This window comes from Curtobacterium sp. MCBD17_023, assembly GCF_003224415.1.
Classification (GTDB): domain Bacteria; phylum Actinomycetota; class Actinomycetes; order Actinomycetales; family Microbacteriaceae; genus Curtobacterium.
Genome location: NZ_QKLJ01000002.1, coordinates 238,139 through 251,710, shown reverse-complemented (window position 1 = coordinate 251,710; position 13,572 = coordinate 238,139). Strand labels below are relative to the sequence as shown.

The 13,572-nt window shown below is 71.2% G+C and carries 10 protein-coding genes; 3 read left to right on the top strand and 7 right to left on the bottom strand.

The window, feature by feature from the left end:
* Positions 1–34: 34 nt before the first annotated feature.
* The 4 genes from DEI84_RS03710 to dut all read right to left on the bottom strand — a co-directional run bounded on the left by DEI84_RS03710 (position 35) and on the right by dut (position 5,099).
* Positions 35–2,872, bottom strand: a complete 2,838-nt coding sequence (locus DEI84_RS03710; RefSeq protein WP_110889720.1) for an aconitate hydratase — start codon at positions 2,870–2,872, stop codon at positions 35–37.
* Positions 2,873–3,001: 129 nt separating this feature from the next.
* Positions 3,002–3,772, bottom strand: coding sequence for a DUF3159 domain-containing protein (locus tag DEI84_RS03705; RefSeq protein ID WP_110889719.1), 771 nt, complete (start codon positions 3,770–3,772; stop codon positions 3,002–3,004).
* A 41-nt stretch (positions 3,773–3,813) separates the two neighbouring features.
* The gene (locus tag DEI84_RS03700; RefSeq protein WP_110889718.1) at positions 3,814–4,539 is read right to left on the bottom strand and encodes a DUF3710 domain-containing protein; all 726 of its coding nucleotides are present in this window, start codon (positions 4,537–4,539) and stop codon (positions 3,814–3,816) included.
* Positions 4,536–5,099, bottom strand: coding sequence for a dUTP diphosphatase (gene dut, locus DEI84_RS03695; RefSeq protein WP_375537640.1), 564 nt, complete (start codon positions 5,097–5,099; stop codon positions 4,536–4,538). Before dut ends, DEI84_RS03700 begins: the two co-directional genes overlap by 4 nt.
* 77 nt (positions 5,100–5,176) lie before the next feature.
* On the opposite strand from dut, the gene DEI84_RS03690 reads away from it, so the two are divergent.
* Positions 5,177–5,638 (top strand): DUF3093 domain-containing protein, encoded by a 462-nt coding sequence (locus DEI84_RS03690; protein WP_110825451.1) that lies wholly within the window; start codon positions 5,177–5,179, stop codon positions 5,636–5,638.
* 135 nt (positions 5,639–5,773) lie between these two features.
* Here DEI84_RS03690 and DEI84_RS03685 read toward each other — a convergent pair whose 3' ends face one another.
* The gene (locus tag DEI84_RS03685; protein WP_110825450.1) at positions 5,774–6,073 is read right to left on the bottom strand and encodes a DUF4193 domain-containing protein; all 300 of its coding nucleotides are present in this window, start codon (positions 6,071–6,073) and stop codon (positions 5,774–5,776) included.
* A gap of 262 nt (positions 6,074–6,335) precedes the next feature.
* Between DEI84_RS03685 and sepH the strand changes: the two genes are divergently transcribed.
* Complete coding sequence (sepH, locus tag DEI84_RS03680) at positions 6,336–7,355, top strand: septation protein SepH (RefSeq protein ID WP_181419580.1); 1,020 nt, start codon at positions 6,336–6,338, stop codon at positions 7,353–7,355.
* A gap of 96 nt (positions 7,356–7,451) precedes the next feature.
* Here the strand turns inward: sepH and DEI84_RS03675 are convergent, their stop codons facing one another.
* Positions 7,452–8,606 (bottom strand): alkaline phosphatase family protein, encoded by a 1,155-nt coding sequence (locus DEI84_RS03675; RefSeq protein ID WP_220032864.1) that lies wholly within the window; start codon positions 8,604–8,606, stop codon positions 7,452–7,454.
* A gap of 25 nt (positions 8,607–8,631) precedes the next feature.
* On the opposite strand from DEI84_RS03675, the gene DEI84_RS03670 reads away from it, so the two are divergent.
* A complete protein-coding gene (locus DEI84_RS03670; protein ID WP_110889715.1) occupies positions 8,632–11,118 on the top strand; it encodes a DNA topoisomerase (ATP-hydrolyzing) subunit A in 2,487 nt (828 codons plus the stop codon).
* A 143-nt stretch (positions 11,119–11,261) separates the two neighbouring features.
* Here the strand turns inward: DEI84_RS03670 and DEI84_RS03665 are convergent, their stop codons facing one another.
* The gene (locus DEI84_RS03665) at positions 11,262–13,469 is read right to left on the bottom strand and encodes a type IIA DNA topoisomerase subunit B (protein WP_110889714.1); all 2,208 of its coding nucleotides are present in this window, start codon (positions 13,467–13,469) and stop codon (positions 11,262–11,264) included.
* Positions 13,470–13,572: the final 103 nt, after the last annotated feature.

Sequence of the window (13,572 nt, the reverse complement as noted above, 5' to 3'; positions counted from 1 at the left end):
GTGTCGTGCTCGCGTCGACGACCGCGCCGGGATGTCAGACGAGCGACCGGAGGACGTACTGCAGGATGCCGCCGTTGCGGTAGTAGTCGGCCTCGCCCGGGGTGTCGATGCGGACGACCGCGTCGAACTCGACCGTCTGCTTGCCGGCGGGCGAGTGCTCGCTCGGCTCGGCGGTGACATGCACCGTCTTCGGCGTGGTGCCCTCGTTCAGCGCGGTGAGCCCCGAGATCGAGATGACCTCGGTGCCGTCGAGCCCGAGGGACTCGATCGACTCACCAGCGGGGAACTGCAGCGGGACGACGCCCATGCCGATGAGGTTCGAGCGGTGGATGCGCTCGAAGCTCTCGGTGATGACCGCCTTGACGCCGAGGAGGCTCGTCCCCTTCGCCGCCCAGTCGCGGGACGACCCGGAGCCGTACTCCTTGCCACCGAGGACGACGAGCGAGATGCCCTGCGCCTGGTAGTGCTCGGACGCGTCGTAGATGAACGACTGCGCGCCGTCGGGCGTGGTGAAGTCGCGGGTGTAGCCGCCCTCCACGCCGTCGAGGAGCTGGTTGCGGAGGCGGATGTTCGCGAACGTGCCGCGGATCATCACCTCGTGGTTGCCGCGACGCGAGCCGTAGGAGTTGAAGTCCTTGCGGTCGACGTCGTGCTCGGCGAGGTACCGCCCCGCTGGGCTGTCCGCCTTGATGGAGCCGGCCGGCGAGATGTGGTCCGTCGTGACCGAATCGCCGAGCTTCGCGAGCACGCGGGCGCCCGAGATGTCCGAGACGGGGTCCGGCTGCATCGTCATGCCGTCGAAGTACGGGGGCTTCCGCACGTAGGTCGACTCGCTGTCCCACTCGAAGGTGTCGCCCGTCGGGGTGGGCAGGTTCTTCCACCGGTCGTCGCCCTCGAACACGGAGCCGTACTCGTGCGTGAACATGTCGGTGTCGATCGACGCGTCGATGACCTGCTGGACCTCGGCCGTGTCGGGCCAGATGTCCTTGAGGAAGACGTCGTTGCCCTCGGTGTCGGTACCGAGCGCGTCGGTGTCGAAGTCGAAGTGCATCGACCCGGCGAGGGCGTACGCGATGACCAGCGGCGGGGACGCCAGGTAGTTCATCTTCACGTCGGGGTTGATGCGCCCCTCGAAGTTGCGGTTGCCCGAGAGCACCGCGGTGACGGCCAGGTCGTTGTCCTGCACGGCCTGCGAGATCTCCTCGGGCAGCGGGCCCGAGTTGCCGATGCAGGTGGTGCAGCCGTAGCCGACCGTGTAGAAGCCGAGGTCCTCGAGGTAGGTCGTGAGGCCGGCCTTCTCGTAGTAGTCGGTGACGACCTTGGAGCCGGGCGCGAGGGTCGTCTTGACCCACGGCTTGGCCTTGAGGCCCTTCCGAGATGCGTTGCGCGCGAGGATGCCCGCGGCCATCATCACCGACGGGTTCGACGTGTTCGTGCAGGACGTGATCGCGGCGATGGCGACGGCGCCGTGGTCGATCGTGAACGGGTCGCCGTCGGCGATCGCGACGGACGTCGGCTTCGAGACCGAGCCGGGAGCGCTGGAGGCGTGCACCGGCACCTCGGACGCCGGGGCGTCCTGCAGGTCGTCGACGGCGTGCTCGTCACCCGGGGCCGCGGCGACCGGGTCGGACGCCGGGAACGTGTCCGCCACGGCCTTGTCCTCTTCGGTGTGGTCGATGCTCGCGTAGTTGGCGAGGTCGACCTCGAACTGGTCCTTCGCCTCGGTGAGGACGATCCGGTCCTGCGGGCGCTTCGGCCCGGAGATCGACGGGACGACCGTGGAGAGGTCCAGTTCCATGTACTCGGAGTAGACGGGCTCGACCGAGGGGTCGTGCCAGAGGCCCTGCGTCTTCGAGTACGCCTCGACGAGGGCGATCTGCGCCTCGTCACGACCGGTCAGGCGCAGGTAGTCGAGCGTGACGTCGTCGACCGGGAAGATCGCCGCCGTGGAACCGAACTCGGGGCTCATGTTGCCGATGGTCGCGCGGTTCGCGAGCGGGACCGCACCGACGCCCTCGCCGTAGAACTCGACGAACTTGCCGACCACGCCGTGCTTCCGGAGCTGCTCGGTGATCGTGAGCACCACGTCCGTCGCGGTCACACCGGCGGGGATCTCGCCGGACAGCTTGAAGCCGACGACCTTCGGGATGAGCATCGACACGGGCTGGCCGAGCATCGCCGCCTCGGCCTCGATGCCGCCGACGCCCCAGCCGAGCACGCCGAGCCCGTTCACCATCGTGGTGTGCGAGTCGGTGCCGACGAGGGTGTCCGGGTAGGCGTAGGTCTCGCCGTCGAAGTCGCGCGTGTAGGTGACCTTCGCCAGGTACTCGATGTTCACCTGGTGGACGATGCCGGTGCCCGGCGGGACGACCTTGAAGTCCTCGAACGCCGTCTGACCCCAGCGGAGGAACTGGTAGCGCTCCCCGTTGCGCTCGTACTCCAGGTCGGTGTTGCGCTGAAGGGCGTCGGTGCTGCCGAACAGGTCCGCGATGACGGAGTGGTCGATGACCATCTCGGCCGGCGAGAGCGGATTGATCTTGTTCGGGTCGCCGCCGATCTCGGCCATCGCCTCGCGCATGGTGGCGAGGTCGACGATGCACGGTACGCCGGTGAAGTCCTGCATGACCACGCGGGCCGGGGAGAACTGGATCTCGGTGTCCGGCTCGGCCTCGGGGCGCCAGGAGCCCAGCGCGCGGATCTGGCCCTCGGTGACGTTCGCGCCGTCCTCGGTGCGGAGCAGGTTCTCGAGCAGCACCTTCAGGCTGTAGGGCAGCTTCTCGTGCCCGGGCACCCGGTCGATCCGGTGGATCGCGTAGTCGACACCCCCAACCGAGAGCGTGTCCTTCGATCCGAAGCTGTTGACTGCAGCCACTGTGCCGCCTCCTGAGTTGATCGGTGTGCCCTCATCCTCGCGGGCCGCGGGACGTCCCACCAGCAAGGTGAACCTAAACCCGAGGACGCCGTCGTGCCCGGGCGGAAGTGTCTTGACGTCGAGACAACTCTACACCGCGGCCGGTTCGTCCCGGACGAAGACGGTCCGGACGAGCAGCCACGTCACCCAGAGCAGCGCGGCGTACAGGGGCACGCCGGTGATGAGCTTGATGCCCGCGAGCAGCTCGACCTGCGCGGTCAGCCAGAGCGGGATCTCGAAGGCGAGGCGGAAGGCGAACAGTCCGGCCCACATCCACGTCGCGACGGTGAGCACCCGACGCTTCGCCGGGTCGTCCCGCCAGTCGTGCCCGTCCTCGTCGCCCGGGACGAGGAGACCGACGACCAGGCCGATGAGCGGTCGCCGGATCGCCAGGGTCACGAGGATCACCGCGAGGAACACCGCGTTGATGACGATGCCCGGGATGAAGTTGCTCTCCGCCCGGCCGGTCAGCAGCGCGAGGCCCGCCGAGATCGCGACACCGAAGATGCCCGCGAAGGACATCATGATCGACTGCCGCTGCACCAGGCGGAGCACCACGAAGACGAGCCCGATCGCGACCGGGACGACGACGCTCGGCACGACCTCCTTCGTCACCGCGTAGACGATGAGGAACGCGAAGCCGGGCAGCACCGACTCGGCGAGCCCGCGCACCCCGCCGACCGCGGTCAGCAGGGCCCTGCCCGACGGAGCCTCCCCCGGGGCGACCTGCCCGATGCCGGCGCTCCGCACGGCATCCCGGAGCTGGGCCTGGAGCGAGAGCGGCTCCGCCCGCTCCTCGGCGTACGGGTCGCGCTCGGGCGCGACCCCGTCCGGACGTGGGCGGTCGTCGTGGTCCGTCACCGGGCCTCCAGGCTGGGTCGAGCGTTCGGCCGGCGGCCGGGTCAGATGGTCGACTGCGTCGACTTCGGCATGTGCAGCGGGATGAGGTCGCGCGGCGGCATCGGCGTCGTGCCCCGCACGACGACGACGCTGCGGAACAGCTCCTCGATGTCCGCGGAGTCCTCGGGTCGGTCGGCGGCCTTGCCGGCGATCACACCGCGGAGGAACCAGCGCGGGCCGTCGACGCCGACGAACCGGGCCGCGCGGACGCCGTCCGTGACGCCGGCGCCGCCGACGACGGGGACCTGTGCGCGGAGCTCGGGGCCGAAGGGGCCGTCGACCTCGGTCACGACACCGCCCTGCTGCTCGATCTGCTCGGCGATCTGCGCGCGGATCTCGTGCCAGAGACCGGTGGTCCGCGGGGCGGCGAACGGCTGCACCTGCAGGGTGGACTCGTCGAAGTCGAGCCCGACCGCGACGACGCGCTTCGAGTCCTCCTCCACCTCGAGCCGGAGGTGCAGGCCCTCGCGCGGCAGGATCTTCACGCCGCCGAGGTCCACGTAGGGTCGCACGAGGTTCGCCTCGGTCTCGTCGAGCGGGCCGTTCTCGCTGCGGTCGGCGGGGGCGGACTTGTCGGTCGACTCGGTGGCGAGCACCTCGTCCAGCCCGGCGTCGGCGTCGTCGGCGAGTTCGATCTCGGGCGTCGGCCCGGCCACCTCGACGTCGTCCACCACGGCCTCGGCGACCTCGACCTCGACCTCGTCGCGCTTGCGTCGTCCGATCCTCATGACCGCGTCCCTTCTCGACCCTGTTCGTGCATGTCGACGGGCGTCGCCGCGCCGTCGTGTCCGTCGGTGCCCGCGTCCCGTCGGGCGTCCCCCACGCCGTAGACGCCCGGGTGCCCGCCCTCGTCGTCACGGTAGCCCGACGAGCCGAAGCCGTCCTGGCCGCGGACACTCTCCGGCAGGTCGGCGACCCGTGTGAACGTCACCCGCGGGACGGGGAGGACCACGAGCTGCGCGATGCGGTCTCCGACCTGGACGGCGTAGGGCTCGGTGGCGTCCGTGTTGAGCAGCGCCACCTTGACCTCGCCGCGGTAGCCGGAGTCGATCGTGCCGGGGGCGTTGACGATCGTGATGCCGTGCTTCGCCGCGAGCCCGCTCCGGGGCACCACGAACCCGACGTGTCCCTCGGGGAGGGCGATCGCCACACCGGTCCCCACCAGGCGCCGCTGTCCGGGCGCGAGGACGAACGCCTCGGCCGAGACGAGGTCGGCCCCGGCGTCACCGGGTTTCGCGAAGACGGGAGCGGCATCCCCGGTCCAGAGCACGTCGACTGCATCGGTCACGAGTCGAGGGTAGTGCAGACCGTGACCGATCCGTGACCTGGCTCGGAGCACGCAGCGATGCATGGTCGAATGGAGGGGTGACCGTGTACCGCGAACGACTGTGGGCGCCGCCCGCCCTGTACCTGGCGACGGCGCTCGTCGTCCCCGCGAGCCTCCTCGTGTTCCTCCCCATCAGCGTGACGGCCGGAGTCGTCGTCGCGATCGGGATGGAGCTCGCCGTGCTCGTGCTGCTGTGGGTCCTGGCCCCCGTCATCGAGGTGACCGAGACCGAGTTCCGTGCGGGCCGGGCACACCTGCCCCGCACCGCGGTGGGTGCCGTCGAGGGCTTCACGGGCGCAGCCGCCACGAGTCAGCGCGGCCCGCAGCTCGACGCGCGGGCCTGGACGCTCTTCCGCGGCTACGTGCACGGCGTGGTGAAGGTCGAGGTCCGCGACGACGCCGACCCCACGCCCTACTGGCTCGTGAGCGTGCGGCACCCGGATGCCGTCACCCGCGCACTCACCGGCTCCGCCGCCACCCCCGGCAGCGACCGGCGCTGACGCCTCGCCGGGGCGGCGCCAGCAGCCCGACGCAGGACCTGCCGACGCGCAGGACCTCCTGACATGCAGGACGGCCCGCATCCGACTGGATGCGGGCCGTCCTGCACTCGGCAGCGTGCGCCGGCGCTCGTCGCCCTACAGAGCGGCGCACTCCATGCACACGGGGCCGAGCTTCGTCTCGTGGTCGAGCTGCGAGCGGTGCTTCACGAGGAAGCACTCCACACACGTGAACTCGTCGACCTGCGGGGGGAGGACCACGACGTCGAGGTCGACGTCGCTGAGGTCCTGCCCGGCGAGTTCGAAACTGCCGGGGTTGTCGGAATCGTCGTCGACGACCCCCGACATCTTGTCGGGAACGCGCTCCTTGAGGGCCTCGATCGACTCCGAGTCAGAGTTGTCGTCGGTCTTCCGAGGGGCGTCGTAATCGGTGGCCATGCCCATCCATTTCTCGTATCGAGAGGGTCGTCGCCGGAATCGGCGGCGACAGTTTGCACCACGGCCCGTCCGAGTGCAAACCGGAGCGAGGGGCGGTGCGTTCTGGCCGTGCAACCCGGCGCACGTCTGCGCCATTCCCGGAGTCGACGACCTGCGCGCGGCACGCCGTGCGCCTCCCCGGAAACTGCCCGGACGGCCTGCATACTCCTCGGGTACGACGCACGACCGTACGCAGGCAGCGGAAGGCGGAACCATGCAAGACGTGAGAGTCATCGGAGTCGAATCCGGGTCGCTCCTCCTCGCGACCGACGGCGGAACCGAGTTCCGGCTGCCGGTCACGGCGTCCCTCGCGGGTCAGGTCCGGCAGGCGAACCCCGAGTCCGGTCCGCAGAAGCGCGTGTCCCCGAAGGACGTGCAGGCGCGCATCCGCAGTGGCGCCGACGCCGCGGACGTGGCCGCCGCGCTCGGGGTCGAGGTCGACTACGTCCGGCGCTTCGAGGGCCCTGTCCTCGCCGAGCGCGCGTTCATCCTCGACGCCGCCCGACGCGTCGGCGTCACCCCGGTCGACGACGCGTCGCCGGACACCTTCGGCCCGGCCATCACCGCCCGGCTCGAAGCAGGCGACGCCACGGACATCGCGTGGTCCAGCTGGAAGCACGTGGAGAACGGCTGGCAGGTCCAGGTCCGGTACACCGCGGCCGAGGTCGAGCACGACGCGCAGTGGCGCTTCGACCCGAAGACCGCGACGCTCGTGCCGGACAACGGGGACGCCCACCGGCTGTCCCACACCGAGGACGAGGGCATCGCTCCCCGACTCCGCGCCGTCGAGTACGAGCGCCAGGACGAGGACGGCACCCGCTTCGACTCCGGGGCCTTCCACGTCGAGGAGCCGGCCGCCGCGGACGAGACCACGGCCGCGGAACCCGCCGAGCGCGCTCCGCTCCGCCCGCCGCTCCCCCGGATCGGTACCGCCTACGTCGAGGAACGCGCGCCCGGCAACGAGACCGCCGACCTGCTCGAGGCGCTCCGTCGTCGCCGCGGTGAGCGCGAAGCCGCCTCGTTCCCTGAGCAGCAGGACGCACCGCGCGGTCCGGCCGTCGGCGTGGTCGACATCCCCCTGCACGGCGCGGACGACTCCGACACCGCCCCGCAGCCCGAGGCCCGTCCCGCCGCCACGAGCGACGGCGACGCGCGCCAGGACCGGCGCAAGCGCAACCGCCGCGCGATGCCGAGCTGGGACGAGATCGTCTTCGGCACCCGTCCGGACGACGACACCGTCTGAGCCCGCGCCGCCGACCGACGGGAGGCCCGTCCCACCTCGGTGGGGCGGGCCTCCCGTCGTCCCGTGATCGAGTCAGGGTCCGGGTCCGCTCTGGTGCTACCGCTGGGCGAACGCCCCGGCCAGCCGGAGCGGTACGAGCAACTCGTCGTCGCTCATGGCGCCGTGCTGGCCGACCATCCGCCCCGGTTCGGTCCCGGCGCGGACGTCGCGGTCGTCGTTGAAGGCCCACGAGCCACGGGCGACGAGCAGGACGTCGCCGATGCGCGGGAGCACCTCGGACGCGACCGCACCGAACCACCCGGCTGCCACCGCCTCGTCCCGGCTCGCCACGATCGCGCGCTTGCCGAGGGAGGCCCGGAAGGCCTCGACCAGGTCCGGCACGTCCGTCCCGGGGGCGACCGTCAGCTGTCGGCAGCGCGGGTCCCCGGCGACGCCGACGACGTCCGTCAGCAGGTCCGGGTCGAGCGACACGTTCGCCTCCGGCGGCACGTCGAGCACGCCGTGGTCCGCCGTCACCAGGACACCCACGTCGGGTCCGACGCGAGCCGCCAGCCGGGAGAGCTCGGCGTCGACCAGCTCGAGCGCCGCCGTCCACCGGTCGGACTGCCAGCCGTGCTTGTGGCCGATCGAGTCGAGTTCGGGCACGTAGAGGTAGACGAGCTGCCGACCGGAGGCGGTGGCCTCGATCGCAGCGTCGACCCGGGCGGGGACGGTGTCCGCCGACACGAAGCGCGCGCCGCCGAGCACGTTGGCGGTCATCCCGGAGGACCGGTAGCGCCCCGGGGCGACGACGACGGGCTCGACGCCGAGTCCGCCCGCCGCGGTGAACAGCGTCTCGGAACGGAGCCACCCGGCGGGGACCTCGTCGTCCCACCCGCTGAGCAGGTTCATCACGCGCTGCCGGCCGGGGTCCCAGCCGCTGTAGCCGACGACGCCGTGGGTCCCGGGCGGGCGGCCCGTGGTCAGGGTCGTCAGGGCCGCGGCGGTCGTCGTCGGGAACCCGCTCCGCAGCCGCTTCTTCGTGGCCGTCAGGAAGCGTGCGTGGCCGGCCCGTGCGGCGAGGGCGTTCGCGCCGAGGCCGTCGACGAGCACGACGACCGCGGAACGGGCGGGGCGGAGGGGGATCCGGGCCTCCAGGCCGCGCGCCCGGAGCCAGTCGTCGTCGGCCGCGCCGAGTGCGACCAGGCAACTCGGCAGCACGTCGGCGAGGTTCGCGGTGTCGTCGGGGGCCGTCGGTACGCTGGTTGCCACCCCACCACTCTCCCAGAAAGGTGCCATGGCACGCACGGACGTCGTCGGACTGCCCGACGGTGAGCGCATCGAGGAGGTCGACGTCTCCGAGGAGATGCAGGGCTCCTTCCTGGAGTACGCGTACTCCGTCATCTACTCACGCGCTCTCCCGGACGCCCGCGACGGCCTGAAGCCGGTGCAGCGGCGGATCCTGTACCAGATGGCCGAGATGGGTCTCCGGCCGGACCGCGGCCACGTGAAGAGTGCCCGCGTCACCGGCGAGGTGATGGGCAAGCTGCACCCGCACGGCGACGGTGCCATCTACGACGCGCTCGTGCGCCTCGCGCAGCCGTTCACGATGCGCGTCCCGCTCGTCGACGGACACGGCAACTTCGGGTCCCTCGACGACGGCCCCGCCGCGGCGCGGTACACCGAGGCCCGGCTCGCCGAGCCGTCGATGGCGATGACCGAGGGGCTCGGCGAGGACGTCGTCGACTTCGTGCCGAACTACGACAACCAGATCATGCAGCCGAGCGTGCTGCCGGCGGCGTTCCCGAACCTGCTCGTCAACGGCGCCTCGGGCATCGCGGTGGGCATGGCGACGAACATGGCGCCGCACAACCTCGGCGAGGTCGTCGAGGCCGCGAAGCACCTCCTCATGCACCCGCAGGCCACCCTCGACGAGCTCATGGAGTTCGTCCCGGGCCCCGATCTGCCCTCCGGCGGCACGATCGTCGGGCTCTCGGGTGTGCGGGACGCGTACGCCACGGGCCGCGGCAGCTTCCGGACGCGGGCCAAGGTCTCGGTCGAGAACCTCACGCCGCGCAAGTCCGGGCTCGTCGTCACCGAGCTGCCGTACCTGGTGGGTCCGGAACGGGTCATCGAGAAGATCAAGGACGGGGTCCAGGCGAAGAAGCTCGTCGGCATCTCCGACGTCAACGACCTGACCGACCGCAACCACGGTCTGCGGCTCGTGATCGGCATCAAGTCCGGCTTCAACCCCACGGCCGTCCTCGAGCAGCTGTACAAGCACACCCCGCTCGAGGAGAACTTCGGCATCAACAACGTCGCCCTGGTCGACGGGTCGCCGCGCACGCTCGGCCTCCGCGACCTGCTCGACGTCTACGTGCGACACCGCCTCTCCGTGGTGACGCGGCGCTCCGAGTACCGGTTGGCCCGTCGTCGCGAACGGCTGCACCTGGTCGAGGGGTTGCTCATCGCGATCCTGGACATCGACGAGGTCATCCAGGTGATCCGGACGTCCGACGACTCCGAGTCCGCGCGCAGTCGCCTGCGGGACGTGTTCGACCTGTCGGAGGTGCAGGCCGAGTACATCCTCGAACTGCGCCTGCGACGACTCACGAAGTTCTCGCGCATGGAGCTCGAGGGCGAGCGTGACCAGCTGCTCGCCGACATCGCCGCGCTCGAAGAACTCCTCGCGTCCGACGACCGCCTGCGCAGCCAGGTCGCGACCGAGCTGAGCGAGGTGTCCGACCGGTTCGCGACGCCCCGGCGCACCCTCCTGACCGAGGCCGACGCCCCCGTCCGCGGTGGCCGGAAGGCCGCGGTCGACCCCGAGTCGCTCCAGGTCGCCGACGCTCCCTGTCGCGTGCTGCTCTCCACGACCGGGCGGCTCGTCCGCGTCGACATCCCCGCGGCCGAGTCCGGCATCGTGCACGTCCCGAAGCGGTCGAAGCACGACGCGGTCCGCTCCACGGTGGTGAGCACCGTGCGCGGGCAGGTCGGCGCCCTCACCTCGACCGGCCGTGTGCTGCGCTTCTCCCCCGTCGACGTCCCCGCCGTGCCGCCCGCGTCCGTGCGGCTCGACGCCGGCGTCCGCGTCACCGACTACCTGGGCATCCCGAAGTCCGAGACCGTCGTCGCACTCGTGTCGCTCGACGCCGCCGTGACGGAGTCGCTCGCGATCGGGACCGCGCAGGGCGTCGTGAAGCGCGTGGTGCCCGGCGCGTGGCCGGACAAGCCCGAGGTCGTCGCGATCGGGCTCAAGCCGGGCGACCGCGTCGTCGGTGCGACCCAGGCACCCGAGTCGGACGACCTGGTGTTCATCACCTCGAACGCGCAGCTGCTGCGTTTCCCGTCCGCCGCCGTCCGCCCGCAGGGGTTGCCGGCCGGCGGTGTCGCCGGGGTGTCCCTGGCCGCCGGCGCGTCCGTCATCTGGTTCGGATCGGTCGCGCTGACCGAGGACTCGGTGGTCGCCACCGTGTCCACGACGTCGACCGCCCTGCCCGGGACGGACGCCGGACGGGCGAAGGTGTCCGCGCTGACCGAGTTCCCGGCGAAGGGCCGCGGGACCCAGGGGGTCCGGGCGCACGCGTTCCTGAAGGGCGAGGACGGTCTGACCGTGGCGTGGGCGGGCGTCGCTCCGCCGCACGCGGTCGGGGCGGACGGTGCTGCCCGGACGCTGCCGGACTGGCTGTCGAAGCGTGACGGCTCCGGCAGTCCGCTCGACGCCGAGGTCGTGACCATCGGTGGGAGCGCGGCGGCCGTCGACGGGACTCGCGGCGAGGCCTGAGCCTCACGCGCGCTGAGCGCACACGAGCGTCGCAGCAGGGCGCACGCCAGCGTGGCCGCAGGGCGCATGCCGGCGTGGCCGCGCCGGGACGGACAGGAGGCGCGGGGCGGGCCGCCCCGCGCCTCCTGTCCGGCAGGGCGCCGTCAGGCGTCGATGCGCTCGCGGTCCAGACCCTCGCCGGCGAGGATGAACTCCTTGCGCGGGGCCACGTCGTTCCCCATGAGCAGCTCGAACACCTTGGCCGCCGACTCGGCGTCCGACACGTTGACACGTCGCAGGGTGCGGTGCGCACGGTCCATCGTGGTCTCGGCCAGCTGGTCGGCGTCCATCTCGCCCAGGCCCTTGTAGCGCTGGATCGGCTCGAGGTACTTCTTGTTCGAGCGCTCGAGCTTCTTGAGGAGCGTCGTCAGCTCCTGCTCGGAGTAGGTGTACAGCGTGTCGTTCGGCTTGCCGCGGTTGACCACGACGACCCGGTGCAACGGCGGCACGGCGGCGAACACCCGGCCCTGCTCGATCATCGGGCGCATGTACCGGAAGAAGAGCGTCAGCAGCAGCGTCCGGATGTGGGCACCGTCGACGTCGGCGTCAGACATGATGATGACCTTGCCGTAGCGGGCCTGGTCGAGCTCGAACGTGCGCCCGGACCCCGCACCGATGACCTGGATGATCGACGCGCACTCGGCGTTGGAGAGCATGTCCGAAACGGACGCCTTCTGCACGTTGAGGATCTTCCCGCGGATGGGCAGGAGCGCCTGGTACTCGCTGTTGCGGGCGAGCTTCGCGGTGCCGAGTGCCGAGTCGCCCTCGACGATGAACAGCTCGGTCCCGTCGACGTCGTTCGAGCGGCAGTCGGCGAGCTTCGTCGGGAGCGACGAGTTCTCGAGCGCGTTCTTGCGGCGCTGCGTCTCCTTATGCGCCCGGGCGGAGATGCGCGTCTTCATCTCGGCGACGACCTTCTCGAGCACGACCGCGGCCTGCGCCTTCTCGGTGCGCTGCGTCGAGGTGAGGATCTCCGTCATCCGCTTGGCCACCACGGAGTCGACGATCCGGCGGACGGCCGGCGTACCGAGGATCTCCTTCGTCTGGCCCTCGAACTGCGGCTCGGGCAGCCGGACGGTCAGCACCGCGGTGAGGCCCGCGAGCACGTCGTCCTTCTCGAGCTTGTCCTGCCCGACCTTGAGCTTGCGCGCGTTCGCCTCGACCTGGGCACGGACGGCCTTGACCAGACCGGACTCGAACCCGGCCTGGTGCGTGCCGCCCTTCGGGGTGGCGATGATGTTCACGAAGCTCCGGAACACCGTCTCGTACCCGTCGCCCCACCGCAGGGCGACGTCGACCTCGCACGTGCGCTCGACCTCGGTGGACACCATGTGGCCCTTGTCGTCGAGCATCGGCACGGTCTCCTTGAACGTGCCGGAGCCCTGGATGCGCCAGACGTCGGTCTTCGCCCCGTCGACGGCGAGGTGCTCGACGAACTCGCCGATCCCGCCCTCGTAGCGGAAGCGCTCGACGACCGGCCCCTGCTCGACCGCCAGGACCGGCGCGGTGTCGGTCGCGGGCCCGTCCGTCCCGGTCCCGTCGTCCGTCGTCCCGGACGCCCCGGCGCCGGCAGTCGACACCGCCAGGGCCGCACGCTGGGCGGCCGCCGCGATCGACGCCGGGCGAGCGTCGGTGATGGTGAGCCCGAGTCCCGGCACGAGGAACGCGGTCTGCCGCGCGCGGTTGACGAGGTCCCCGGTGCTGAAGGCCGCGTCCTTCGTGAAGATCTGTCGATCCGCCCAGTAGCGCACCCGCGTCCCGGTCACGCCCTTCTTCACCTTGCCGACCACCCGCAGTTCGCTCCCCGAGGTGAAGGGTGCGAACGGGGCGTCCGGCCCGATGCCCCGGGAGTCGTCGAACACGCCCGGCTCGCCCCGGTGGAACGACATGGCGTACGTCTTGCCGCCGCGGTCCACCTGCACGTCGAGTCGTTCGGACAGCGCGTTGACGACCGAGGCGCCGACGCCGTGGAGGCCGCCCGAGGCCGCGTACGACCCGGAGCCGAACTTGCCGCCGGCGTGCAGCTTCGTGAACACGACCTCGACCCCGGTCAGCCCCGTCTTCGGCTCGACGTCCACCGGGATGCCGCGCGCGACGTCGGACACCTCGACCGACCCGTCGGCGTGCAGGGTCACCCCGATCTCGTCCCCGTGTCCGGCCAGGGCCTCGTCCACGGAGTTGTCGATGACCTCCCACAGGCAGTGCATGAGCCCACGGGAGTCCGTGGAGCCGATGTACATGCCGGGACGCTTCCGGACCGCCTCGAGTCCTTCGAGGACGGAGAGATGCCGTGCGGAGTAGTCGGAGCTCACGTGATCAGGGTACCGAGCCGCACCGACACCAGCGGGCCGCACGAGCGGTGTGCCTCGGCGAGGGGACAAGCGCTCCGCGCTCAGCGAACGAGCCGGTCAGGAT

What these genes read in the sequence shown, in the direction of transcription:
- DEI84_RS03700 (WP_110889718.1), bottom strand. Translation starts at nt 4,539, where the DNA reads ATGAGGATCGGACGACGCAAGCGCGACGAGGTCGAGGTCGAGGTCGCC.
- DEI84_RS03685 (WP_110825450.1), bottom strand. Translation starts at nt 6,073, where the DNA reads ATGGCCACCGATTACGACGCCCCTCGGAAGACCGACGACAACTCTGAC.
- DEI84_RS03670 (WP_110889715.1), top strand. Translation starts at nt 8,632, where the DNA reads ATGGCACGCACGGACGTCGTCGGACTGCCCGACGGTGAGCGCATCGAG.